We start from the raw sequence: 24,468 nt of genomic DNA on the forward strand, positions 1-24,468 counted from the left end.
ACATTCCTGACGGGCGTGACTGCACGTTCGAGCCCATGATCGGCAGCATGGGACCATGCGGGCGAACGTGATCGAAGTGCGGGAACTGCAGGTCCGCCTCGGCGAGAGCGAGGCCCTGCGCGGCGTCTCTTTCGCCGTCGCCAAGGGTGAGATCTACGCGCTGCTCGGCGGTCACGGAGCGGGAAAGACCACGCTTCTGGAGGTCGTCGCGGGCACCCGCCGGCCGACCTCCGGGATCGTGCGGGTCCGCGGTGCCGACCCGTACTGCGATGCCGTGCGCTCGGGTGCCGTCTGGCGGGACGGCGGGCTCTTCCCCGGCCTGACCGTCGCCGAGGTCGTCGACACCTGGCGGCGCTGGACTCTCGATCCGCTGACCCGGGACGAAGCCCTGAGGCTCACGGGACTGGGCGCGCAGGCGGACGTTCCGTTCGAGCGGCTGGGCACTGGGGAACGGCGGCTGCTCGACCTGGCGCTCGCCCTGGTGGGCCAGTCCGACGTGGTGTTCCTGGACGAGCCCACTGCGGGGCTCGGCGAGCACGATGTTCGCCGGATCTGGTCGGTGCTGCGCTTCCTGGCGGCGAACGGGGTCACGGTGCTGCTGGCCACACGTGACGTGGACGAGGCCTGCCGCGCGGACCGCATCGGGGTCATGGACAAGGGCCGCCTCCCCGCCGGCCAGAGCTCCGCGCGAGTACGCGCCGCGTAGGAGAGAGAGGGCTGGCCTGCTCGTCAGGGCTGCCCGCAGACCGCCATGGCCGGGTCACATACCCTGGAGCCCCTCTGTCCTCTCGGAGACGCAGGTGCAACCCAGGATCCCCCGGCCCACGGTGGTCGCCGCGGCCATCGTGGCGCTCACGCTGGTGACGCTGGCGGGCCTCCTGGCGCCCGCGCTCTGGTACGAGCTGGTCGAGCGCCGGGACCTGGGGCGCCTCGCGGCCGGCGGAGCGGGCGTAGCCGCGATCTTCATGCTCTACGCGCGGCTCTTGTGGCTCAACCTGATGCGCCGCACGGCCCCCGTCCACGCTCTCGGCCTGGCCGCGATCGCCGGGCTCTGCTGGGCGATCCCCGCCGTGCTGGGCGGCGACGCCGGCTGGGGCAACCTGCTGATGGTGCCGGCCGGGCTGATCGCCGTCGTCCTGCCGCTCCGCCAGGCCGTCCCGGTCACCGCCGTGGGCGCCGTCCTCACCCCGGTGTACGGCCTGCTGCTGGGCCTGCCCGTGCTGAGCGTCCTGTACGAGGCGATCGGCTTTCCGATCTCGGCCTTCTCGGGGTACGTGACCGTATGGCTCTTCCACATCGTGCAGGAGCTCAGGGAGGCGCGCGCCGAGCTCGCCCGTTCAGCGGTGGGGCAGGAACGCCTGCGCTTCGCCCGTGACCTGCACGACGTCCTCGGTCACAGCCTGCAGGCGGTGGCGCTGCGAGCCGAGGTGGCCGAACGGTTCGTCGACCGGGACCCGCCGCGCGTCCGCAAGGAGCTGACCGAGATCCAGACGATGGCGCGGGACGCGGTCCGGGATGTCCGGGAGGTCGTCCGCGGTTACCGGACGACGTCGCTGCGCACCGAGCTGGAGGGCATCTCCGCCGTCCTCCAGGCCGCCGGCATCCGCTGCGACCGGCCCGCGATCCCCGATCTGCCCGCCCACGTGCACGAACCCCTCGGCTGGGTGGCCCGGGAGGCCGCCACCAACATCCTGCGGCACAGCGGCGCCTCCTGGTGCCGGATCACCCTGGCCGCCGACTCGCGCGTCCACCTGGAGATCGTCAACGACGGCGCCGGCCGTCGGTCGCACACGCCGGGCACCGGACTGCACGGGCTGGCCGAACGAGTCACCGCGGCAGGCGGCGAGCTCGCGGCCGGGCCGGACGGCGACGGCATGTTCCGCGTGCGGGCCTCGGTGCCTCTGGAAACGAGAGAGCCATGATCCGGGTCCTGCTCGCCGACGACCACGCCCTCATCCGCGAGGCCCTCGTCCTGTTGCTCGAAACCGAGGACGGCATCGAGGTCGTCGCCGACGTGGGCCGCGGCGACGAGGCCGTCGACCTGGCCCGCAAGCTCGTTCCCGACGTGGCCGTGCTCGACATCGACATGCCGGGGCTGGACGGGCTGGCGGCCGCCGAGCGCCTCGCCCGAGAGCTCCCCGCCTGCAAGCTGGTCATCGTCACGGCCCACGGCCGCCCCGGCAATCTGCGCCGGGCCATGGGCGCCGGGGTCCGCGGATTCCTCGGCAAGGACGCTCCAGGCGCACGCCTCGCCCAGGTCATCCGCCAGGTCTTCGACGGCGCCCGGTACATCGATCCGCAGCTCGCCGCCGACGCGCTCGCCGCCGAGGAGTGCCCCCTCACCCCGCGCGAACTGGACACGCTCCGCGCCGCCGCCGACGGCGTTCCGATCTCGCGCATCGCACGTTCCCTCGGTCTCTCCGAAGGAACGGTCCGCAATTATCTGTCCGCGGCCGTCACCAAGCTGGGTGTGGACAACCGCCATGCGGCGGTACGAGCGGCCCGCGACCTCGGCTGGCTCTGAAACATCACCGCAACCCGTCGCGATCGTTGATCCTTTAGCCTCCTCGCAGGCCCCCCGAAAGGATCTTGATGCTGCCCCGCCGTCTCACCGCGCTCACCGCCACCGCGGCCCTGACCGCCGCGCTCCTGCCGATCCACGCCGCCTCCGCCGCCCCCTCACGCCGCGTTCCCCAGGTCGCGGGTCTGGGCGTCGCCGACATCCGCGCGCTGCTCACCGCCCGCAAGGTCACCTCGGTCCAGCTCGTCGAGCAGTACCTGCGCCGGATCAAGGCGTACGACACCGCAGGCCCAGGGCTCACCGCCGTGATCAGGGTGAACGAGCGCGCGCTCGCCGACGCCAGGAGGCTGGACGCCGAACGCCGCCTCGGCCGGGTCCGGGGACCGCTGCACGGCGTCCCGATCGTGCTCAAGGACAACTTCGACACCGCGGACATGCCCACGACCAGTGGCTCGGTCGCCCTCCGCGAGCTCCAGCCGCCGGACGACGCCGAGCAGGTGCGCCGCCTCCGCAAGGCGGGCGCCATCGTGCTGGCCAAGACCAACATGCACGAGTTCGCGATGAACATCTACACGATCAGCTCCCTCGGCGGGCAGACCCGCAACCCCTACGATCCGGCGCGGCATCCTGGCGGCTCCAGTGGCGGCACCGGCGCCGCCGTCGCGGCGGCCTTCGCCCCGGTCGGGATGGGGACCGACACCTGCGGATCGATCCGCATCCCGGCCGCGCACAACAACCTCGTGGGCCTGCGGCCGACCCTCGGCCTGTCCAGCCGCGACGGCGTGGCGCCGCTGGCCGGGACACAGGACGTGGCCGGTCCGATCGGCGTCTCCGTCCGCGACGTGGCGCTCGTGCTCGGCGCGACTGCCGGCCACGACCCCAAGGACCCGGTCACGCGCGCCGCGATCGGCAGGACGCCGCGCAGCTACGAGAAGACGCTCCGCAAGAGCGCCCTGCGCGGCAAGCGCATCGGGATCTTCACCGACTACTTCGCGACGGCCACGAGCGACGAGCAGGAGACAGCGGCCCGGGTCCGCGCCGCCGTCACGCGGATGGCCGAGCTGGGCGCCCGCACGGTCGAGCTCGGCGCCCAGCCGGAGATCCTCGCCGCGGCGGCGGGTGCCAACCGGGTCCGGGACGAGTTCGAACGCGACCTCAACGCCTATCTGGCCTCGTCCGCCCAGGGGCGCCCGGCCTCGCTCGCCCGGCTGGAACCCCCGTACGACCAGATCACGCTCGCCGACATCGCCACGTCCGGGCAGGTGACGCCGAGCGTCCTGTCCACCCTGCGCGCGTGGGTCGGGAGCCCGCCGCTGCCCAACCCGTCGTACGAGGAGAAGCTGCGCCAGCGCGACCTCCTCAAGCAGCGCATCAGCGACCTGATGCGGGCGCACGACCTGGACGCGATCGTCTACCCGAGCATCACCCGGCCGCCCACGGAGATCGGCGTCACGCAGTCGTATCTGAACTGCCGGCTGGCCGCATTCAGCGGCTTCCCCGCGCTGAGCGTGCCCGCCGGGTTCACCGCCGGAGGCCTACCGGTGGGCGTGGAGTTGCTCGGCCGCCCGTTCACGGAGCCCGGCCTGCTCGGCATGGGCTACGCGTACGAGCAGGCGACCCGGCACCGCGCGCTCCCGCCGACCACCCCACCGCTCTGATCAGCCACCGCCTTGGGCCAGCGGCCGCTCTGGTCAACGGTTCGCGAGGATCAGGGCGCCGCGCTTGGTGACCGGGAGCGGCGTCCTGACCTGGCGCGCGGCGTCGATGGCCGCCTGGCGCGGGACCTGGCGCGCGACCAGGTAGTCACGGACGGCGTCGCGGTCCGGGAGCGTGATGAGCGCGGCGTCCCAGCGTTCCACCTCGGCCGTGCCGAAGACCGCGGCGACGAGGCCCGGGGCCTCCTCGGCGTCGAACGGAGTGGGCGCGCGGCGCCAGACCTCGGCGAGCTCCGGACTGTCGTCGCGGGCGATGGCCGACGCGATGAACAGGCCGCCCGGGGCCAGGACGCGGCGCGCCTCCCGGAGAGCCGAGACCGGATCGTCCAGGTGGTAGAGGACGTTGACGGCGAGGGCGGCCTCGAAGACCCCTGGGGCGAACGGCAGGCGGGTCGCCTCAGCCAGGACCACGGGACGCGGATGCGCGCCGAGCATCGTGACCGAGGCGTCCACGCCGACGAGCCGCTGCGGGGAGGGGCCGGGAGGTCTGGCGCGATGGGAGGGGCCGCCGACGGCGCGCAGCGCCGCCGCGAGGGCGCCCTCCCCGCAGCCGATGTCGACGATCATGCGGTGCCGGGTCAGCCTGGCGGCGAGACGCTCGTACAGGCTCGGCGCCGTCAGATGACGTTCGGTGATGCGCGAACCGAGGCGGAAGCGCCCGGGATCGTCGTCATAGTCCGGCGGCACGGCCACCCGGCCAGTGTGTCAGGTCGAGCTGCTGCGGAAGCGGTCGAGATCGGCGCGCGCCACGGCCAGATCGGCGCTGACCTTGGAGACGTGCTCGCTGAGCGTGCCGACCTGGCGCTGGAGGTTGGCGCGGTCCTGCTTGACGTCGGCGAGCTCCTCCCTGCTCTCCATCAGCTCCCGCCGCAGCATCGTGACGACCTGGTCGGCGGTGTCGACCGCGACCGAGTCGCTCTGCCGGTCGAGCTGGCGAAGCTCACTGCGCCGGCGGAACACCGCGACCATGGCCTGGACGATCGTGCCGCCCGCGGCGACCTGGGCGATGGAGACGATGATGTCGGCGGTGTTCATGCGGCCTCACCGCCCTCCTGCGCCACGTGGCGGGCGCGGTTCATGATGGCGTGCGCCTTGAGCACGCAGCCGATGGTGAGCGCCCCCGAGATGGTGCCGGCGGCCAGCCCCTGCGTCTGCAGGCCGGTGATGACCGTCAGGCAGTAGAACGCGTAGCCGCCGGTGATCAGGTAGAGGCCGGGGACCTCGATCACCAGCCGCCGCGCGTACAGCCCGTAGAGATTGACGAGGCCGCCCACCGCGAACATCGCCCCCCACAGATGCGCGATCACGTTGGCGTGCCCGGCCAGGCTGTTGGTCATGCCCTGGCTCACGCCGTCCCCGATGATCATGCCGAGCGCGCCGAGGACGATCGCGGCCACCGCGATCATCGTTCCGAAGGGATTCCAGGACAACAATCCTCGCCATCCCATGGGTGTCTCCTGTCGCCGAAGCATCCTTGTCGCCCGGAAATTAACACAAACAGTGATCACTAGTAACCATATGTAATTGAATTGATGTACACGCAGTTAGTGACCCATATACACGGAGTCATAGACGGTCGCGGCGGCGATGCACCAGCGGCTGGGCGCGGCGTACGCGGTCAGTGCCTGGTCACGGCCCTAGGCGGTGGATCGGAGCGCTCCAAGCGGCTGCCCGAGATCGAGCGAGCCGAGGACCGAGCCGTCCTCCGCGAGCGCCTCGACGACCGGGGCCCGGCGAGCTCCCCAGACCACCACGGCGTGACCGTGCGCGGGCACGCTCATGAACCGGTTGCCGACGCGCAACCGGGCCACCTCGGTCGAGACCTGCAGCCGTGCCTGGCTGACCCATTTGGCGCCCCAGGGCAGCAGCCGGTCGGCGTTGCGGACGGTCTTGCCGGTGCCGTACGTCAGGAGGTGGTGCCCGCCGAGCTCGGACGCGGTGCGGCGGGCGAGCGGCCGGTCCGGCGCGGATCCTCCGCCGCCGCCCAGCTCCATCCACTCGCCGTTGCGGCGGTGGAACGTGGTGCCCGCGATGAACAACCCGAGCGGCTCGCGGCACAGGAAGGTGACGACGCCGACGTCGCCGTCCACATCGACGCCGAGCGGCAGGAAGCCCGTCTCGTCGTCGAACTCGGCCGGCGCGGGCTCCGGCATCCCGTCGCGCAGCAGCCGGAGGAGCTCGTCGTACAGCTCGTGGTCGGTCATCTCCGGAAACCTCTTGATCGTGCTCGTGCCGGACAGCGGAACGGGCCCCTCCGAAGCCGGAAGAGGGCCCGATGTCAAAACCACACTCTAAGGGTCGGAGACGGCTGATTTCACCTGATCGATTGACGTTTCAGGACGTTGCTCGCCGTCCTCGACGAGCCCGGGCCCGACCACGAAACCCCCCTGGTCACAGGCCGGTGCGCGCCGCTCCGGTGCGTGCCGTTCCGGTGTGGTCTGCGCAGGCCGCGGACGGCCAGCGCGGCGCACAGTGCGGCGAGGGGCAGTTCCACACCGGCCGCCAGGGCGACGGCCGTCGCCCGCTCGGCACCCCCGGCTGACGTGGTCACGTCGAACCAGGCGTCCATCACCAGCAGCGAGGCGGTGGCGGCGGCGGTGAGGGTGTGCCGTGAGTCCTTCCGCCGCAGCAGGACACCCGTGCTGACGAGCCCGGCCGCCAGCATCGCGTCCAGGCCGACCCACGCCGTGGACCAGTTGGAGACCTCCGTGGTGGACGGCAACCGGGTTGCGAGCACGTACATCCACGGCACCATCGCCGCTCCGGCGCCGGTCAGCGCCCATCCCAGTACGCCGGTACGCGTCCGCTGCGCAGCTTCGTCACTCATGATCCAAAGCCTGGCCGCGCCGGGCGTCACCGTCAGTAACGCCGATATCCGACACGGGGTGGCACCAGGTTCACCCTCGATCTTCACGCGCACTGCATGGCGGCACCTCAGCAGCGCCAATACGGTATTGCCTCATGGCATCCATCTCTGCGTTGGAGCGTGTGCGCACGCACGCTCCGTGGTCGGCGGCGACGTGGCGGGACACCGCTTTCGTCGTCTCAGGGGTGCCGCTGCAGCTCGCGGTCTGGGTGCCGTTCTGGGCTCCGTACCGCTTCTGGTGGATCTCGGCGATCGTGGTGCTCCTCCTGGCCCATCCGCTCACCCGGGCCCATCGCGAACGGTTCTGGGCGATGCTGGGCGTGGAGATCCCCCTGCTCCCGCGCAAGGCCCAGTACGGCCCCGGATGGCAGGGCGCCCTGCGCCAGCTGCGTTCGTGGACGGCCTGGCGGGTGCTCCTCTATCACGTGCTCGTGGGTCCGCTCATCGCCGCAGGCGGCCTGCTGACCCTGTGGGTATGGGCGGCGGGCGTCGCGATGGCCGCGCTCCCCACGTTCGCCTGGGCGCTCCCCGACTCCAGTGGGCTGTCGCCCAACAGCCATGCCGCCACCGTCGCCGTCACCTGGGTGGGTGGCGTGTCGCTGTTGCTGGCGGCGCCCTGGCTGGCGGCAGGGGTCACTCGCCTCGACACGCGTGCCGGCGTCGCACTCCTGGGGCCGAGCCGCGCCGAGGAGCTTGCCCGCAAGGTCGAGGACCTCGCCGAGAAGCGCGCCAGCGTCGTGGACGCGGCCGACCTCGAACGGCGCCGCATCGAGCGGGACCTGCACGACGGCGCGCAGCAACGGCTCGTCTCGCTGGCCATGAACCTCGGCCTGGCTCGGGAGACCCTCACCGGCATCCCGGACGAGGCGATGCAGGTCATCGTCGAGGCGCACGAAGAGGCCAAGGAAGCGCTCACCGAGCTGCGCAACCTCATCCGCGGCCTGCATCCGGCCGTCCTGGAGGACCGCGGGCTGGACGCCGCCCTCTCGGGCGTCGCCGCCCGGGTGCCGCTGCCCGTACGGCTGCGGGTGGACGTGGCGGAGCGGGCGTCGTCCACCGTCGAGGCCGTGGCCTACTTCGTCGTCTCCGAGGCGCTCACCAACGTGGTCAAGCACGCGAAGGCGACGAAAGTTGAGATCACCGTGGACCGGATCGGCGACCTCCTCCGGGTGGCCGTCACCGACGACGGGATCGGCGGCGCCGCCCCTTCCTCCGCCGCTGCGGGCGGCGGTGCCGGCGGAGCGGGCGGGGCTGGCGGGACCGGGCTGGCCGGGCTGGCGCGGCGCGTGCAGTCCGTGGACGGTACCTTCCGGATCACCAGCCCCGCCGGGGGACCGACGACCATCACCGTGGAGTTGCCGTGCGCATTGTGATCGCCGAGGACTCGGTCCTGCTGCGAGCCGGGCTGACCAAGCTCGTGGAGACGGCCGGATTCGAGGTCGTGGCGGCGGTCGGCGAGGCCGAGGGGCTGCTCGCGGCGGTGGAGCGGCACCGGCCGGACGCGGCGATCGTGGACGTGCGGATGCCGCCCGGCTTCACCGACGAGGGCATCCGCGCCGCGCTGGTCATCCGCCGGCAGTGGCCCGAGGTCGCGGTCCTGGTCCTGTCGCAGTACGTGGAGGAGCGGTACGCGGCGGACCTGCTGGCGACCAACACCAGCGGGGTCGGCTATCTGCTGAAGGACCGCGTCGCCGACGTCTCGGTCTTCCTCGACGGGCTGCGTCGCGTGGCCACCGGCGGCACCGCGCTCGACCCCGAGGTGGTGTCCCAGTTGCTGCTGCGCCGCAACAGCCACCCGCTTGAACGCCTGACGCCGCGCGAGCGCGAGGTGCTGGAGCTCATGGCCGAGGGGCGTTCCAACGCCGGCATCGCCGAGAAGCTGGTCGTCAGCGACAGCGCGGTGGCCAAGCACATCAACAACATCTTCGCCAAACTCGACCTGCCCCACGCCGAGGCCGACCACCGCAGGGTCCTCGCGGTGCTGAGATTCCTGCGAGGGGGAGACCCGGCGTGATGATGACGGAAGCGCGCACGGCCGACACCCCGCCGAACCCGCCTGGCCCGACGGCCTCGCCTGGCCCGCAGGCTCTGCCGGAACGCCCCCGCCGCAGGGGCGTCTGGATCCTGCTGGCGGTGCTCACCGCGATCGTGGTGGTGCTCCCCACAGGCCTTGCGACGCTCAGCCGCCTGTTCGAACGGACCGAGCGCACGACCGAGACCGTGCCCGGCGCGATCAAGGCGCTGGAGATCGACGCGGGCGGCGCGGAGGTCGCGATCGGTGCCGGCTCCACCGGCCGGGTCAAGCTCCACAGCACTCTCACGTGGTCGGTCACCAAGCCGAAGGTCATCAGGAGCGTGCAGGCCGGCACCCTCAAGATCCTGGTCGTCTGCGACGGCGAGGTGCCTCCGTACGATGCCTTCGGCTGCGCGGCCGACCTCGACCTGCAGGTGCCGCCGGAGGTGTCGGTGCGCGTCCAGGCGACCTCCGGGCGGGTCGTCATCCGTGACATCGCGGGGGACGTCCGCATCCATGGCACCTCGGGCGCGGTCAAGCTGGACCACTTGCGCGGCAGGGTCTGGGCAGGGACCAACTCCGGCTCGATCGAGGGTCGTGCTCTGGTCTCTCCGGAGGTCGACGCGGGCGTGCGTTCCGGCTCGGTCGATCTGTCGTTCGTCGATCCGCCGCAGAAGGTCAACGTGAGGACGGGCTCCGGCGCCGCGACGGTCACGGTTCCGCGCGGCACCCACTACCGGGTGGACGGCTGGTCGGGGTCGGGCAAGCGCGAGATCGACGGCGCGCTGGAGGACAACGACGCGACCGGGCAGATCAGCGTCACCACCGGCTCGGGATCCGTCCGCGTCGGCTACCCGAAGGGACAGTGACGCAGGTCATAGGGGGTGCGGTCGATTTGCGTCATCTATGTCGAACAGGTTTACTGATGACATCATGATCGACGTACGCACCCGCCTCATGCGCTGCCCGCGACCACCGCGGGCCATGCGCTGTGCGTGCCGTCGGCGAATGTGTGACAGCTGAGGGCCCCTGCCAGAGCCTCGCGCCCCGAAGCGAGCGAACTCCGACCCCCGAGCCGCACATGATCTTCGAATTGCATCTGCTGAGCCATGCGCCATGGCCGCCCGGCCGCTCGTAGAGCCCGCGCAGCCCGCTTGCCGGCGTTGCGAGCGTTTCCATGGCCCGGCAGCGTTCCTGTCTTGATCGCGCCCTTGGCCTGATCACGTTCCTGTCCTGATCACGTTCCTGTCCTGATCGCCTTCTCCGCCTGACGGCGGGGACTTCCGCACGGGTGAATTTCCCTTGATTCAGATCGAAAAACTCCGAAAGGTCTACCGCGCCCGAGGGCGTGCGGTGGCCGCCGTCGACGGCGTCGACCTGGAGGTCCGCGAGGGCGAGATCTTCGGTGTCCTCGGCCGCAGCGGCGCCGGCAAGAGCACCCTGCTCCGCTGCGTCAACCTCCTGGAGCGCCCCGACACCGGGCGCGTGGTGGTCGACGGGCAGGACCTGCTCTCGCTCTCGGGCGGCGAGCTGCGCAGGGCCCGCCAGGGCATCGGCATGATCCACCAGCACTTCGGCCTGCTCGGCAGCCGCACGGTCGCGGGGAACGTGGCGTTCCCGCTCGAGGTCATGGGCGTGCCCAGGGCCGAACGAGCCCAGCGGGTGGCGGAGCTGCTGGAGCTCGTCGGGCTGAGCGAGCACGCCAAGGCCTACCCGGCCCAGATCTCCGGCGGGCAGAAGCAGCGCGTCGGCATCGCCCGTGCGCTCGCGGGACGGCCCAAGGTGCTGCTCTCCGACGAGGCGACCTCGGCGCTCGACCCCGAGACCACGGCCTCGATCCTGGAGCTCCTGCGCGACCTCAACCGCCGGCTCGGCCTCACGGTGTTGCTGATCACCCACGAGATGGACGTGGTCAAGCGCATCTGCGACTCGGCCGCGATCATGCGCGACGGCCGGGTGGTGGAGTCGGGCAAGGTCCGTGACCTGCTGCTGCGGCCGGGCTCCGAGCTGGCCCGCGGCCTGTTCCCGCTGCCCGAGGCGACCGTACGGCCCGGCACCACCGTGGTGGACGTGACGTTCGAGGGCGACAGCGCCGACAGGCCGTTCGTGTCCACACTGGCCCGCACCTACTCCATCGACGTCAACATCCTCGGCGGCGCCGTCGAGGAGATCGGCGACGCCCGCATCGGCCGGCTGCGCATCGAACTCCCCGGCGACCCCCAGATCAACGCCGCCCAGCTGGCGCACCTGCGTGAGGCCGGGCTGACCGTCGAGGTCCATGGCGAGGCCGCACACGACGGCGAGGCCGCAGTGCAAGACGAGACGGCAGCAGATGGCGGGACGGCAGTAGACGGCGGGACGGCAGTGCGCGGCGAAGACCCCCTTGCCACTGAGGAGGCACTCTCATGACCTGGAGCGAGGTGTGGCCGCTCCTCTGGCCGGCCACCAAGGAGACTCTCACCATGACCGCCGTGGCGACGGCGTTCACAGCGGTGCTCGGCACCCTTCTCGGTGTCCTGCTCGTGCTCACCGAGCGGGACGGGCTGCTGCCGGTTCCGCCGCTCAACAAGGTGCTGGGCTTCGTGGTGAACGTGGGCCGGTCGCTGCCCTTCCTCATCCTGATGGTCGCGATCATCCCGTTCACCAAGCTGATCACGGGCACCAGCCTGGGCAACACCGCCGCGATCGTGCCGCTCACGGTCGGAGCCATCCCGTTCTACGCACGCCTGGTCGAGATCGGTCTGCGCGAGGTGGACCCGGGCGTGATCCATGCGGCCCACGCCATGGGCGCCACCCGCCGGGAGATCGTCGCCAAGGTGCTGCTGCGCGAGGCCCGGCCGGGCCTGGTGTCGGGCCTCACGGTCACGGTGATCGCGGTGATCGGCTACACCGCGATGGCCGGCACGGTCGGCGGGGGCGGCCTCGGCTACCTGGCCATCTCCTACGGCTACGAACGTTTCGAGACCAAGGTCATGATCGCGACCGTGGTGCTGCTGGTCGCCATCGTGCTGGCCGTCCAGCTGGCCGGCGACCTCATCGCCCGGCGCCTGATCCGCAAATAGGCGCGCCTGACCGCAATCAGACCTTCCTGACCAGATCCCATCGAGAGAAAGGCACTCTTCGTGCTTCGCAAGATTACGATCGCGCTGGCCTCCGCCGGACTGCTCGCCGGGCTGACCGCCTGCGGCTCGTCCGACGCGTCCGAGGACAAGAACGCGCCGCTCAAGGTCGCCGTCAACCCGGTGCCGCACGGCGACGTCCTCACGTACGTCAAAGACAGCCTGGCGGCCAAGGCCGGTCTCAAGCTCGACATCGTCACCTTCGACGACTACGTGCAGCCGAACAACGCGCTGAAGGAAAAGCAGGTCACGGCCAACTACTTCCAGCACGTGCCGTTCATGCAGGAGTTCGAGAAGAAGGCGGGCACCAAGCTGGCGTTCGTGGCACCGGTCCACCTGGAGCCGCTGGGGATCTACTCCAAGAAGGTCAAGGACATCAAGGCGCTCGCGCAGGGCGCCACGGTCGCGGTCCCGAACGACCCCGCCAACCAGGGCCGGTCGCTCAAGCTGCTCGCCGACAACGGCGTGCTCACCCTCAAGCCGGGCGCGCCCACCAGCGCCACGGAGAAGGACATCGCGGCCAACCCCAAGGGGCTGAAGTTCAAGGCGCTCAAGGCCGCCCAGCTGCCCCGGTCGCTGGACGACGTGGACGCGGCCGTGATCAACGGCAACTACGCGCTCGAAGCGAACCTGGCTCCCAACAAGGACGCGCTGGTCGCGGAGAAGCCCGAGGGCAACCCGTACGCCAACGGCATCGTCACGCTGCCGGAGAACAAGGACGACCCGCGGGTGAAGAAGCTGGTCCAGCTGCTCCAGGGGCCCGAGGTCAAGAAGTTCGTCGAGGACAAGTACAAGGGCTCGGTGCTCATCGCCACCGCGTGACGTACACCGGCTCAGACCCCGGACGGAACTCCGTCCGGGGTCTTCTCGTCTGTACGGGTGCGAAATTCGCTCGCGATCGGCGGGACGGGCCTGCCACTCTGAGGCGGGCGGCCGACCGAACGGGGAACTCGTGTCCACACCCGATGGCGAACTCGATCCGGCGTCCGCCCGTTCCATCGCGGCGGCACTCCAGCGCCTGCTGCGCTCCGCCGCCGACCGGGTCAGCGACGACAACGCCCAGTCGCCCCTCATCAGGAAGCTGACCGACCACCTGGGCTGCGAATTCCACGAAGTGCTCACGGTGGACGAGGACTTCGCCGACTGGGACCACGCCAGCCTGCAGCGCGGTGTCGAGGCCTACCTCGCCGCGCACTCGCCGGGCGCCGAATGGTTCGGGATCTCGGGTGGTGAGCGGCATTTCGAGAGTCTGGACTCGATGCTGACCCGCGCGCTCGACTTCGGCTCGTACCGCCTCGGCCGGCCCGACTACGGGACCACCGGCATCGCGCCGGACCAGAACATGGAGGTCGTGAAGCTCGGCATGGTGCCGAGCCGCGCCGCCGACGGCACGCCCGTCGTCCTCGGCATCCAGACCACCGAGGACTTCAACCAGCAGGTCGGCCTGGTCGTCTTCGCCCAGGAACGCGAGGTCGCCACGGCGGTCCGCGACGAGGTGCGCCGCCTGAAGGAGGAGCACGACGTCCTGCGCGGCAAGTTCGTGAGCTTCGGCGTCAGCGAGCACATGGAGAACCAGCTCGTCACGTTCCTCCCACGCCCGGAGCTCACCGCCCAGGACGTGATCCTTCCCGACGGCCGCCTGGAGGGCATCGAGGAGCACGTCGTCGGGATAGCCCGCCAGGCGGAACGCCTGCTCGCCGCGGGCCAGCACCTCAAGCGCGGTGTCCTCCTCTACGGCCCGCCCGGCACCGGCAAGACCCACAGCGTCCGCTACCTCATCGGCCGGCTCGCCGGCTACACGGTCATCCAGCTGACCGGGCCGGCGATGCGCTTCCTCGACAACGCCGTCGCGCTCGCCCGGCGCCTGCAGCCGGCCGTGATCGTCCTGGAGGACGTGGACCTGGTGGCCGAGGACCGCGAGATGTACGAGAGCTCGCCGATCCTGTTCTCCCTCCTCGACGCGATGGACGGCGTCGCCGAGGACGCCGACGTGGTCTTCATGCTCACCACCAACCGCGTCGAGGTCCTCGAACGGGCCCTCACCGAGCGTCCCGGCCGCGTCGACCTGGCCGTGGAGATCCCGCGCCCCGACGCCGAGGGCCGCCTGCGCCTGCTGCGCCTCTACGCGCGCCATCTGCGCCTCGACGCCGACCTGGACGCCGTGGTCGAACGCACCGAGGGCGTGACCGCCTCGTTCATCAAGGAGCTCCTCCGCCGCGCGGTCCTCGTGGCCCTCCGCACCCAGGAGAACGTCGAGTCGCTCACCGACGAGCACTTCGCCCAGGCCCTGGACGGCATGTCGGCCCCCGGTCAGGGCCTGACCCCGGGCCTCCTCGGCGCCGCCACCGACGAAGACCTCGACTTCGAGGACGTCGAAGACCCCGACGACGAGGTCCCCGCCCTCCCACGCCGCGCCCGCCCCCGAGCCTGGCCCGGCCAGCCACCGAGCTGCTCCTGAGACGCCTCTCGAAGCCGGCGCCCGCAACGTCTCGCCTCGATGCGGAATATAGCGTTCCGTTCTGCTATTATGAGATCAGAACGTTCCGTTCCGAAAGATTGGGGTTCGTCATGACCTTCCTCGTCACCGGTGCCACCGGGACCGTCGGCCGTCTCGTCGTCGCGGAGCTCCTCGCCGCGGGACAGCAGGTTCGCGCCCTCACCCGGAACCCCGCCAAGGCCGCGCTCCCCGAAGGCGTCGAGGTCGTCGCCGGCGACCTGGCCCACCTCGACTCGCTGGCCGGCGTCTTCGACGGCGTCGAGGCCGCGCACCTCATCAACTTCGCCGGCGACGACTACACGCCACTGCCCGACGGTGCCGGTCTGGTGAAGCTGGCCGCCGAGGCGGGCGTGCGGCGGGTCACGGTGCTCGGCGGGCGCGCGGAGGGTGACCTGGAGCAGGCCCTGGCCGCCACCGACATCGAGTGGACGCTGCTCGAGCCGGTCGAGTTCATGTCCAACACGCTGCGCTGGTGGGCGCAGACGATCAAGACCGAGGGCGTCATCAAGGAGCCGTTCGGCGACCGGTTGAGCGCGTTGGTGCACGAGCGCGACATCGCCGCCGTGACCGCGACGGTGCTGGTCGAGGGAGGTCACAACCGCACGACCTGCACCATCACCGGCCCCGAGGCCATCACGCTCAAGGAGAAGGTCGCGATCCTGAGCGCGGCCATCGGCAGGGAGATCGGGTTCGTGGAGCTGACCGTGGACGAGGCCCGGGCCAAGTGGCGCGGTGACGGCATGGGCGAGGAGACCATCGAGTTCCTCGTCGAGGCGCTGGGCAACACGCCGGAGGCCGGCTACACCGTGGTCCCGACCGTGAAGGAGATCACCGGCCGCGACGCGCGCAGCTTCGCCCAATGGGCCACGGAGAACGCCGACGCCTTCCGCCCGTGACCGGAGGCGGGCGCCGTGGATCCACGGCGCCCGCCTCGCCGGCTCCTCGACCGGGGTGCCGGCCGAATGTCAGGGATGCATGCTCGGCTCGTTCTGGTCACCCGTGCTCAAGCCGGCCGGCGTCGGGCGCGGCTGCCGGGTCCCGCTGCGCCGGAGGGTGAGGGCCGTCAGGAGGCCGGCGAGCATGCCCGCGGCGGTCAGGAGGACGACGAGGAACTCCCCGTCGGCGGTGGCTGCGCGCAGGGCCTCGCCGGTCTTGCCGTCGGTGCCGAGATCGGCGATGGCGGTGAACACGGCCAGGCCGATGGCGTTCCCGATGTTGAGCGCGGTGGAGGCGATCCCGTTGGCGACGCCCTGCTCGTGGGCCGGGGTGCCGGTCGCCGAGGTGATCCACATGGCGGTCCAGACGATGCCCTGGCCGACGCCCGAGACCACGAGCCCGGGCACCAGCCGCCAGTAGCCGGCGGCGGAGTCGAAGCCGACCGCGAGCCCCGCCGTGCCGATCACGCCGATCGCAAAGCCGATCAAGAGGGCGTTCCGGTCGCCGATCCGGCTCGCGAAGCGTTCGCCCAGCTGGGTCCCGGTGGCGATGGCGAGAGAGGGGATGAGGAACGCCAAGCCGGTCTCCAGCGCGCTGTACCCGTGCACGCTCTGCATCAGGATCGTGAGGAAGTACGGCAGGACGCCGAACGTCGCCATGTAGACGAACGTGATGGTCATGCCGACGGTGAGGCTGCGGTTGCGGAACAACCGGAACGGCATCAGCGGATCCGCGCTGCGCGACTCGACGACTGCGAAGGCGACCAGCAACACGACCGCGAGCGCGAAGGCGCCCACGACCAGTGGGTCGGCCCAGCCCAGCTCGGGTCCTTCCACGAGGGCGAAGACCAGCGAGGTGGCGCCGATCGTGACGCTGAGACCGCCCGGCAGATCGAACCGGCGCCGCTCGCCGCGTGACGGATCGCGCGGGATGACGAAGAGCGCCGCCAGCGCGACGAGCCCGGCCAGGGGAACGTTGACATAGAAGACGGCGGGCCAGCCGAAGTTCTCGGTGAGCACACCGCCGAGCAGTGCGCCGATGGTCAAGCCGCTGGCACCCGCGCCGCCCCAGATCGCGAGTGCCCTGTTGCGCCCAGGGCCTTCCGCGAAGAGATTGTTGATCAGCGAGAGTGTGGCGGGCAGGAGCAGGGCGCCCCCGATGCCCTGAACGGCCCGGGCCGCGACAATGACGACCGGGTCGCCCGCGAGCCCGCCCGCCAGCGAGGACACGGCGTAGACGGCGAGGGCGAGCACGAACATCCGCCGGCGGCCCAGCAGGTCGGCCGCGCGACCGCCGAGCAACAGGAAACCGCCTGCGAAGACGACGTAGGCGCTGACCACCAGCTGCTGAGTCTGGCCCGGAAAGCCCAGGTCGGCGCCGATCTCGGGGAGTGCGACAAAAACGATGTTGAGGTCGAGCGCGTAGATCAGCTGCGCCAGCGCCAGCAATGCCAGGGTCCAGCCGAGCCGGGGTGGTGCGGACATGGGCGTGCGCCCCTTCCAACGACAGTACGAATGTACGTATCTTCACGTACTTGTGTACCGTTCGACAACCCCGAACAGTTCGACTATCGCGGTACAGTTGGACCATGGGCTACCGGCACCCCGAGCGCGACCAGATCAGAATCGAGGATGTCCTCTCTGCGCTGGGCAACCCGATCCGGCTCTCCGTCATCCGCGTCCTCGACGCCGGAGGGGAGCACAATTGCACCAGCGTGCTCGGGATTTTGGGCGTGACCTCGAAATCGACCATGACGCACCACTGGCGCGTTCTCAGGGAGAGCGGGGTGGTCTGGCAGCAGCCGTCCGGGCGCGAGAACCTGGTGACCCTCCGGCGGGACGATCTCGACGCGCGCTATCCGGGTCTCCTGGACGCCGTTCTCGCCGCCGCCCGTACCGACGAGGCCGCCTGATCATCCGTAGCGCCGGCGGCGGATGGCGTAGGCGACGGTCACCGCTGCCAGCAACGGGCCCCAGGCCGCGAGCGGGGCGTAGCACAGCCAGAGGATCATGCCCTTGGAGCCGTGCGGCAGCTCCGGATCGGGTTCGAACTCGACGAACAACATCGGTATCCAGATCAGCATCAGCGCGACGGAGCCGAGGGCGGCGGGAATGATCGCGGCGAGCGGGTGGATCTCACGGCCGCGCAGGTAGGGCACCCAACGGGGCCAGATCTCACCCCATGGCCGGACCAGGCCCATGCTGAGGAACGCCAGCGCCTCGGACAGAACCGTCAGCCCGATCACGTACGGCAGCACGTACCAGGGGCCGTTGTCCGGATCCTGCGAGCCCGTGAAGCCGGCCGGAAGACCCAGCCCGAACAGGATCCGCCAGATGCCCGACGGCACCGCGCACCACATCGTCGCCTGCGCGGCCCAGCCAGCCCACCGGGGAACGGGCCCCATGGTCGTGCGGACGGCGGGCTTCGCCACGGTCATGGTCGTCATCGCACGCTCCCGATCGCCTGCGCGGCATCCGAGCCGGTGGCCAGCAGGGCTCCGGCGATGAGCGCGGTCAGTGCGGCGATGACCGCCAGTTTGATCTTCCAGTTCGTGGTCATGCGAGCCACGATCTACCGCGACCCACGCGGAGACTTCCCCCGTGTGACCCATCCGCCTCCCCCGCGAGAGGGACGATCGTCAGATGCTGGTGATCAGAGACATCACGATCGACTGCGCCGACCCCGAACGCCTCGCCGGGTTCTGGGGAGCGCTCCTCGGCCGGCCCGTCGCCGCCAGGACCGGTCCGTACGTCTGGCTCCGCCGCGAGAACGGCCTGACGCTCGGCTTCCAGCGGGTCGCCGAACCCAAGACCGGCAAGAACCGGGTGCACCTCGACCTCGCATCCCCCGATCCGGCGGCCGAGCAGCGGCGAATCGAGGAGCTGGGAGGCAGGCGGCTGAGGGAGTACGACGAAGGCGGCTTCCTCGTCATGGCCGACCCCGAGGGAAACGAGTTCTGCGTACTCCCTACGAAGCCCTTCGACGTCGACGACGAAGGCCGCGCCAACTACCTGGCCTGAGACTGCCCTACAGCCGCCCGACCAGCGGTCCGATCGCAGATTGCCGCGAACGCGAGTTCGGTCCGGATCCGCTCCAGATGCCCAATCAAGGTGCGCCAGTCGTTTCCGGGGTTCGAATTCAGTCTCAGGCTGCACGATCTCGCCGACCGCCTGGTCCGCGAAGCGATCGACGTTGCCTGCGGCCAACTCGCCCGGTCGACGGACGCGGAATGGGCTGGCGTCATCGATCGACTGCGCACTCGATCGGACGCCAAGCTCAGCGAGTTGCACAGGGAACTCGCCGAGCTGACCGCGCCGGTCACGCACCAGCCCCCGCCCGTCCAGCCAGAAGGCACTGCTGACCCGACGACAGCATGGCCGTGACCGAGCTGGCGGCCTTCGCCGGGCTCGGGCTGATCATGGCTTTCAAGGACGACTGCTTTGATTCTCTGGAAAACGTGGAGCCACTGAACGCCCCGTCCAGTCCGTACACCGAACTGGCCGCTGCCCGGCGCGAGCTGGCCCTGTGCCGGGCCGCAGCCGGCTTGCCCTGTCACTCTCCGAACTCCGTGGTGCCGCCCCCGAAGGATGGTCGACCGCGCCGTAGGAACTTTTTTGGGTGTGCTGTCGATCCGGTTGTCTCTCGTTCGACGCAGGGGTAAGAGGCAGACCTGACCAGGAGGATCAAATGAGCACCCTGACCATGCAGACCCTGGACGTCCCCGGCGCGCGCCTGCACTATGAGGTACGCGGCGAGGGCCCGCTGGTGGCGCTCGTCGGCGCCCCGATGGACGCGGCGGCGTTCGAACCGCTCGCGGACCTGCTCGCCATCGACCACACGGTGCTGACGACGGACCCGCGCGGAATCAACCGCAGCCCGGTGCACGATCGCGAGGAAGACTCCACCCCGGACCTGCGCGCCGACGACCTGTCCCGGCTCCTCGCCCACCTGAACGCCGGTCCCGCCGTGGTCCTGGGCTCCAGCGGAGGGGCGGTGACGGCCCTCGCCCTCGCGCAGACCTGTCCGGAACAGATCGCCACCGTCATCGCCCACGAGCCTCCACTGGTCGAACTGCTCCCCGACCGCGCCGACCTCCATGCGGGCACGGAGGACATCATCGCCACCTACCTTGGCGGCGACGTCCTCGCGGCATGGCGGAAGTTCATGGTTCAGGCGAACATCGACCTGCCCGAAGAGGCGATCGAGGCGATGTTTGGAGGCGAGCGAGACCCGCAGACGGTGATGGACGAGCGCCGCTGGTTCGAGCACGAACTCCGCGAGACCACACACTGGCGCCCTGACCCGGACCGCATGACCCGCATCATCGTCGCCATCGGCGAGGACTCGGCGGGGCAGATCTGCGACCGGGCTTCCAGGGCCCTGGCCTCGGCCCTCGGCATCGAGCCCGCGATGTTCCCCGGCGGCCACACCGGCTTCGTCGACGACCCCGCAAGGTTCGCCGCCCGCCTGCGCGACTTCTTGTAGCCACCTGCTCTCACCACGGCGAAGGGGTTGTGCCGATGCTGCCCGATCGGCCGCGCCCTTCGTGAAAGCGGTTGTGCCGTGGTGTGGGCGTGCCTGTAGGCCCGGCGTGGTGGTGCGCCGGGCCGCAGGCTGGATTATGGGTGTTTCAAGCCGCCAAGTGGTCGTCGTGCCAGGGGTTGGCGGCCGGGTCGATGGGTCTGCCGCGTGTGGATCTGGCGATCCCGTCGGATGGCAGGGCCCGATATCGAGATCTTCAGGACCACCCTGCCGCCGGCCGGGCGGGGTGCTGAGCCAGAGGGGTGACCCTTGCCGCCCTTCGCGATGCGGTGCAGCAATAATCGGCAGATAGGCAAAGCTGTTGGTAACAACAAACCCTTGACTCTGGCGGTTTCCCGTGCTCTTGCGCAGCTGAGTCGGAACATCAGTCAACATGAAATCCGCGCGTCAGCAACATGCTGTGCCTGCCGCCTGCATCTTTGTCGCTGTTGCTTTTAGATCTTCAGCACCATCCTGCTGTCTGCCGGGTGGGGTGTTGGGCCAGGTGCGCTCTTGGGAAGACGGCGGGCCATGGCGATTAGTTATTAGGCCGGGATGGGCTGCTTGGTCAGGGCGATGTAGGTGGGGTCGTCCGGCAGGCTCTGGTGGATGACCAGGCGGGCCGTGTAGATGTGGTTTTCGATGGGCCTCGGTAGGAGACACGGACGGTGCAGCTGGGGCCGGGCTTGAGCTCGTAGTTGGCGCAGGTCTTGTCGGCGTAGAAGTTGGCGTCATCCAGCATCACGAAGTTGTAGAGCTTCATGGAAGCGGTGCCCGTGTTGCGAAGGGTGACTTCCTGCGTGCATTCGTCGCCGGGGCAGACCAGGCCGTGGGTGTGGCGCAGGCCGAGTGCCCGGAGGATGTCCGCGGTGGGCTTCTTGCCATACCTGACTGATCCGGAAGTGGAAAATGCTGAGCGTCACGCGCCAGTCGACCATTCCCAGGGCGTACATGATGCCGATGTACTCGTAGGTGAACGCGACGTTGCGCGTCTTGGAACGAACGGGCTCCGGGAGGCGTCCATCCCGCCGTCAGGGCTGTGCTCCTGGGCCAGCCTGGTCAGCACGTAGTGCTGGTCGCTCTGAAAATCCTTGTCGCGGATATTGCGCATGGCCACCTCAAGAAGCATGGTCATGTCGCTTGACGAGTGCGCATGACGCAGCTGCCGCAGTGTGGTGAATCCCGAAAGTGCCAAGGCGATGAGGGAGATCGTGTTGTACACGGCTCCAGGGTGCGAGCGGTGGAACGGGATGACCACCGCCGGATGGCGTAGCCATTTTGGTGGAGCTGCCCTTGTTTGTCGGGCGTTCCTGGTAGGACAGGGAGCCGACGATCAGTGAGAGGACGCGCATGGGCGTATACGAGCACCTCATGGGGTACGCCGGGCTCCGGGTCGAGTCGTTCACCGAGGAGACCGGGCCGGACACCGAGCTTCCCGGGGCGGGGGAGGTGGCCTGGGCGATTCGCACGAGCTTCGACGAGGATCCGTTCGACGGCGTCTTCGCCGCGTTCCTGGAACGGGTCGACACCACCGAGGTGACGGCTCTGATCATCGGCTACTGGGGGGCCTCGTACGACGAGGAGTGCGCGGATCCGGTGGCGCTGCTGACCGGGGCGGCCGATCGGTTCCCCAAGCTGCGGGCGCTCTTCCTGGGCGACATCACCGGGGAGGAGTCGGAGATCTCGTGGATCGAGCAGTCCGATGTCAGCCCCCTGCTCGCCGCGTTCCCCCTGCTGGAGCGGTTCGAGGTGCGGGGCGGGCAGGGACTGCGGCTGAGCCCGTTCCGCAGCGATGTGCTGAAGGTGCTGCGGTTCGAGTCGGGCGGCCTGCCTGCGGAGGTCGTCCGGGCGGTGGGCGCGAGCGATCTGCCCAACCTGGAGCAGCTGGACCTGTGGCTGGGGGTCGACGAGTACGGGGGGAACACCACGGTCGCGGATCTCGCGCCGGTGCTCAGCGGGGAGCGGTTTCCCACGCTGCGGCGGCTCGGGCTGGAGGACGCCGAGATCCAGGACGAGATCGCGGCGGCGGTGGCCGGGGCGCCGGTCGTCGCGCGGCTGGAGTCGTTGAGCCTGGCCATGGGGATGATGACCGACGACGGAGCCGAGAGCTTGTTGTCCGGGCAGCCGCTGACCCATTTGAAGCGCCTCGATCTGCACCATCATTTCCTGTCCGACGCCATGATGGAGCGGGTGCGTGCGGCCCTGCCCGGTGTCGAGGTCGATCTGAGCGAGCAGGAGACGCCGGACGACGACTGGCGTTATGTGGCGGTCTCGGAGTAGACGCCATGGCGATCGATGAGCATCTCTCCGAGTTCGACGGTTTGCCGGTCTTCACGTTCGGCTTTGACACCGAGGGGCAGTTGCCGGACGCGGCTGAGGTGGCCTGGGCCGTCCGGGGTGACTGGGGCGAGCTTGACGGATTCCCGCGGTTGTTCGAACAGTTCGTGGCGGCCGTCGACACCGCCAGAGTGACCAGCCTCATCATCGGGTTCTGGGGTTACGAGGAGCCCGTGGCGTCGAGAGCGCTGGTCGCGAACGCGGATCGTTTTCCGGCCCTGCGTGCGTTGTTCCTCGGCGACATCCTGGACGAGGAATACCACCTGTCGTGGATCGCGCAGGGGGACATCACGCCGGTGATCCAGGCGTTCCCCGGCCTTGAACGGCTGGGGGTCCGCGGGGGCGGCTCCTCGTCCTACGATCTTGTGCTGAGCCCGTTCCGCAGCGAGGCACTCAAGGAGCTGCGGTTCGAGTCGGGTGGCCTGCCCGCGGACGTCGTCCGGGCGGTGGCCGCGAGCGACCTGCCCAACCTGGAGGAGCTCGTCCTGTGGCTCGGCGTCCAGCAGTACGGGGGCGACGCGGCTCTCGACGACCTGGCGCCGATCCTGGCCGGTGAGCGGTTGCCCGCGCTCCGGCACCTCGGCCTGCAGAACAGCGAGATCCAGGATGAGATCGCGGAGGCGCTGGCGTCCGCTCCCGTGGTGGCCTGGCTGGAGTCGTTGAGCGTGAGCATGGGAACGCTGACCGACCAGGGGGTCGAGGCCCTGCTGTCTGGGCAACCGCTGACCCACCTGAAGAGGCTCGACATGGACTACGCCTTCCTGTCGGAGCCGATGCTGGAGCGGGCTCGTTCGGCCTGGGCCGGTGTCGAGCTCTTGGCGAGCGACGCGACGCGCGAGGTGGAGTGGTCCGACGAGTGGGATGCCGGTTTCTACGTGGCGGCGTCGGAATGACGTTCACCGTCATCGGGACTCCGGGGGATCGCCGCGTGGCGTTCTTCACGGCGGCCTGTGACGTCGAGCCGCAGGTGATCGCCTGGCCGGACGTGCTCCGGGGAGCCGAGCTCGCGATCGAGCCGGGCACGTTGCTGCGCATCGACTCACCCGGTGAGGATCCCGAGGCGGATGCGTTGCTGCGCGGTCCGGGCGATCCTTCTCGGGTCGGGGGCGGGGCGCGCTGGTACGCGACGTTCACCGCGGCGCTCGAACGGATCGGCGCGACCGGAGCACGGCTTCTGAACGCTCCGGACGAGATCGCGGTGATGTTCGACAAGCGGCGTTGCCATGCGCTGCTCAGCTCCGCCGGCGTTCCCGTGCCGGTGGCGTTGCCGCAGGTGGAGAGCTACGACGAGCTCCGGGCGCGGATGGCGGCCGGGCGCGTGCCGCGCGTCTTCGTCAAGCCGGCGCACGGATCGTCGGCCGCCGGGGTCGTCGCTCTGCAGACGGGGCCGGGCGGCCGGATCAAGGCGGTCACGTCGGTGGCGATGACGCCGCGCGGCCTGCACAACTCGCTGCGCGTGCGTTCGTACGAGTCCGAACGCGAGGTCGCGGCGCTGGTCGACGCCCTCGCCCCGGACGGCCTGCATGTCGAGGCCTGGCTGCCCAAGGCGTCGATGAACGGCCGGACACTGGATCTGCGGGTCGTCGTGATCGCCGGTGAGGCGACCCACGCGGTGGTGCGGACCAGCAGGCATGCGATGACCAACCTCCATCTGGGCGGCGCGCGCGGCGATCTCGGGGCAGTACGGGACGCCTTGGGGGAGAGCGGCTGGCGGCGGGCCCTGGAGGTGTGCGAGCAGGCGGCCGGATGTTTCCCGCGCAGCCTCATGGTCGGGGTGGATCTCCTGGTCGGCGTCGGCTGGCGGCGGTTCGCCGTCGGTGAGGTGAACGCCTTCGGGGACCTGCTGCCGGGGCTGACCGGATTGCCCGGCACGTCGGCGGAGGGGCTCGACACCTACACTGCCCAGGTCAAAGCCGCCTTGTTGAGGAACGTCCTGGTATGA

Annotated in this window: 26 protein-coding genes; 18 read left to right on the forward strand and 8 right to left on the reverse strand. The window is 70.1% G+C overall.

What is annotated here, in order from left to right; all coding sequences use genetic code 11:
• Positions 1-55 precede the first annotated feature (55 nt).
• The 4 genes from F8566_RS23575 to F8566_RS23590 all read left to right on the forward strand — a co-directional run bounded on the left by F8566_RS23575 (position 56) and on the right by F8566_RS23590 (position 4,179).
• Positions 56-706 carry an ATP-binding cassette domain-containing protein gene (locus F8566_RS23575; protein ID WP_151563393.1) on the forward strand — a complete coding sequence of 217 codons (651 nt, stop codon included), beginning with the start codon at positions 56-58 and terminating at the stop codon, positions 704-706.
• Positions 707-800: 94 nt separating this feature from the next.
• Positions 801-1,922, forward strand: a complete 1,122-nt coding sequence (locus F8566_RS23580; RefSeq protein ID WP_151563395.1) for a histidine kinase — start codon at positions 801-803, stop codon at positions 1,920-1,922.
• Entirely contained in the window at positions 1,919-2,524 is a 606-nt protein-coding gene (locus F8566_RS23585; protein ID WP_151563397.1) for a response regulator transcription factor, read from the forward strand. The genes F8566_RS23580 and F8566_RS23585 overlap by 4 nt, the downstream gene beginning before the upstream one ends.
• Positions 2,525-2,592: 68 nt before the next feature.
• Entirely contained in the window at positions 2,593-4,179 is a 1,587-nt protein-coding gene (locus F8566_RS23590) for an amidase (protein ID WP_151563398.1), read from the forward strand.
• Between the two features lie 33 nt (positions 4,180-4,212).
• On the opposite strand, the gene F8566_RS23595 is transcribed toward F8566_RS23590, so the two are convergent.
• The 5 genes from F8566_RS23595 to F8566_RS23615 form a co-directional block, all read right to left on the reverse strand.
• Positions 4,213-4,929 carry a class I SAM-dependent methyltransferase gene (locus tag F8566_RS23595; RefSeq protein ID WP_192809823.1) on the reverse strand — a complete coding sequence of 239 codons (717 nt, stop codon included), beginning with the start codon at positions 4,927-4,929 and terminating at the stop codon, positions 4,213-4,215.
• A gap of 12 nt (positions 4,930-4,941) precedes the next feature.
• On the reverse strand, positions 4,942-5,271 hold the full coding sequence (locus F8566_RS23600; protein ID WP_151563400.1) for a hypothetical protein: 330 nt from the start codon (positions 5,269-5,271) through the stop codon (positions 4,942-4,944).
• Entirely contained in the window at positions 5,268-5,684 is a 417-nt protein-coding gene (locus F8566_RS23605) for a hypothetical protein (protein WP_151563402.1), read from the reverse strand. The genes F8566_RS23600 and F8566_RS23605 overlap by 4 nt, the downstream gene beginning before the upstream one ends.
• A 189-nt stretch (positions 5,685-5,873) precedes the next feature.
• Positions 5,874-6,440 carry a hypothetical protein gene (locus F8566_RS23610; RefSeq protein ID WP_225993451.1) on the reverse strand — a complete coding sequence of 189 codons (567 nt, stop codon included), beginning with the start codon at positions 6,438-6,440 and terminating at the stop codon, positions 5,874-5,876.
• 110 nt (positions 6,441-6,550) lie between these two features.
• Positions 6,551-7,063, reverse strand: a complete 513-nt coding sequence (locus F8566_RS23615) for a hypothetical protein (RefSeq protein WP_225993452.1) — start codon at positions 7,061-7,063, stop codon at positions 6,551-6,553.
• A gap of 134 nt (positions 7,064-7,197) precedes the next feature.
• Between F8566_RS23615 and F8566_RS23620 the strand changes: the two genes are divergently transcribed.
• From F8566_RS23620 to F8566_RS23655, 8 genes are all read left to right on the forward strand, one after another.
• Positions 7,198-8,475 carry a sensor histidine kinase gene (locus F8566_RS23620; protein ID WP_151563405.1) on the forward strand — a complete coding sequence of 426 codons (1,278 nt, stop codon included), beginning with the start codon at positions 7,198-7,200 and terminating at the stop codon, positions 8,473-8,475.
• Positions 8,463-9,116, forward strand: a complete 654-nt coding sequence (locus tag F8566_RS23625; RefSeq protein WP_151563408.1) for a response regulator — start codon at positions 8,463-8,465, stop codon at positions 9,114-9,116. Before F8566_RS23620 ends, F8566_RS23625 begins: the two co-directional genes overlap by 13 nt.
• On the forward strand, positions 9,113-9,985 hold the full coding sequence (locus tag F8566_RS23630; protein ID WP_151563410.1) for a DUF4097 family beta strand repeat-containing protein: 873 nt from the start codon (positions 9,113-9,115) through the stop codon (positions 9,983-9,985). Before F8566_RS23625 ends, F8566_RS23630 begins: the two co-directional genes overlap by 4 nt.
• Before the next feature lie 433 nt (positions 9,986-10,418).
• Complete coding sequence (locus tag F8566_RS23635) at positions 10,419-11,525, forward strand: methionine ABC transporter ATP-binding protein (RefSeq protein WP_151563412.1); 1,107 nt, start codon at positions 10,419-10,421, stop codon at positions 11,523-11,525.
• Complete coding sequence (locus F8566_RS23640; protein ID WP_151563414.1) at positions 11,522-12,178, forward strand: methionine ABC transporter permease; 657 nt, start codon at positions 11,522-11,524, stop codon at positions 12,176-12,178. The genes F8566_RS23635 and F8566_RS23640 overlap by 4 nt, the downstream gene beginning before the upstream one ends.
• A 60-nt stretch (positions 12,179-12,238) precedes the next feature.
• Positions 12,239-13,057, forward strand: a complete 819-nt coding sequence (locus F8566_RS23645) for a MetQ/NlpA family ABC transporter substrate-binding protein (RefSeq protein WP_151563416.1) — start codon at positions 12,239-12,241, stop codon at positions 13,055-13,057.
• A gap of 130 nt (positions 13,058-13,187) precedes the next feature.
• Positions 13,188-14,693 carry an AAA family ATPase gene (locus tag F8566_RS23650; protein ID WP_151563419.1) on the forward strand — a complete coding sequence of 502 codons (1,506 nt, stop codon included), beginning with the start codon at positions 13,188-13,190 and terminating at the stop codon, positions 14,691-14,693.
• 110 nt (positions 14,694-14,803) lie between these two features.
• Entirely contained in the window at positions 14,804-15,628 is an 825-nt protein-coding gene (locus F8566_RS23655; RefSeq protein WP_151563422.1) for an NmrA family NAD(P)-binding protein, read from the forward strand.
• A gap of 69 nt (positions 15,629-15,697) precedes the next feature.
• Here F8566_RS23655 and F8566_RS23660 read toward each other — a convergent pair whose 3' ends face one another.
• Entirely contained in the window at positions 15,698-17,152 is a 1,455-nt protein-coding gene (locus F8566_RS23660) for an MFS transporter (protein WP_192809824.1), read from the reverse strand.
• A gap of 104 nt (positions 17,153-17,256) precedes the next feature.
• Here F8566_RS23660 and F8566_RS23665 point away from each other — a divergent pair, with 104 nt between their 5' ends.
• Positions 17,257-17,580, forward strand: coding sequence for an ArsR/SmtB family transcription factor (locus F8566_RS23665; protein WP_151563424.1), 324 nt, complete (start codon positions 17,257-17,259; stop codon positions 17,578-17,580).
• On the opposite strand, the gene F8566_RS23670 is transcribed toward F8566_RS23665, so the two are convergent.
• Complete coding sequence (locus F8566_RS23670) at positions 17,581-18,114, reverse strand: hypothetical protein (RefSeq protein WP_225993453.1); 534 nt, start codon at positions 18,112-18,114, stop codon at positions 17,581-17,583.
• Positions 18,115-18,310: 196 nt separating this feature from the next.
• Between F8566_RS23670 and F8566_RS23675 the strand changes: the two genes are divergently transcribed.
• Both F8566_RS23675 and F8566_RS23680 read left to right on the forward strand, forming a co-directional pair.
• Positions 18,311-18,688 carry a VOC family protein gene (locus F8566_RS23675; protein ID WP_151563427.1) on the forward strand — a complete coding sequence of 126 codons (378 nt, stop codon included), beginning with the start codon at positions 18,311-18,313 and terminating at the stop codon, positions 18,686-18,688.
• 667 nt (positions 18,689-19,355) lie between these two features.
• Positions 19,356-20,153 (forward strand): alpha/beta fold hydrolase, encoded by a 798-nt coding sequence (locus F8566_RS23680; protein WP_151563429.1) that lies wholly within the window; start codon positions 19,356-19,358, stop codon positions 20,151-20,153.
• 955 nt (positions 20,154-21,108) lie between these two features.
• Here the strand turns inward: F8566_RS23680 and F8566_RS23685 are convergent.
• Positions 21,109-21,411, reverse strand: a complete 303-nt coding sequence (locus tag F8566_RS23685; RefSeq protein ID WP_151563431.1) for a hypothetical protein — start codon at positions 21,409-21,411, stop codon at positions 21,109-21,111.
• Between the two features lie 128 nt (positions 21,412-21,539).
• Between F8566_RS23685 and F8566_RS23690 the strand changes: the two genes are divergently transcribed.
• The 3 genes from F8566_RS23690 to F8566_RS23700 are packed head-to-tail and all read left to right on the forward strand — an operon-like array spanning position 21,540 to position 24,468.
• Entirely contained in the window at positions 21,540-22,469 is a 930-nt protein-coding gene (locus F8566_RS23690; protein WP_151563433.1) for an STM4015 family protein, read from the forward strand.
• Positions 22,470-22,474: 5 nt separating this feature from the next.
• On the forward strand, positions 22,475-23,419 hold the full coding sequence (locus tag F8566_RS23695) for an STM4015 family protein (RefSeq protein ID WP_151563435.1): 945 nt from the start codon (positions 22,475-22,477) through the stop codon (positions 23,417-23,419).
• Positions 23,416-24,468, forward strand: coding sequence for an STM4014 family protein (locus tag F8566_RS23700; RefSeq protein ID WP_151563438.1), 1,053 nt, complete (start codon positions 23,416-23,418; stop codon positions 24,466-24,468). The genes F8566_RS23695 and F8566_RS23700 overlap by 4 nt, the downstream gene beginning before the upstream one ends.

This window comes from Actinomadura rudentiformis, assembly GCF_008923185.1.
GTDB classification, from domain to species: domain Bacteria; phylum Actinomycetota; class Actinomycetes; order Streptosporangiales; family Streptosporangiaceae; genus Spirillospora; species Spirillospora rudentiformis.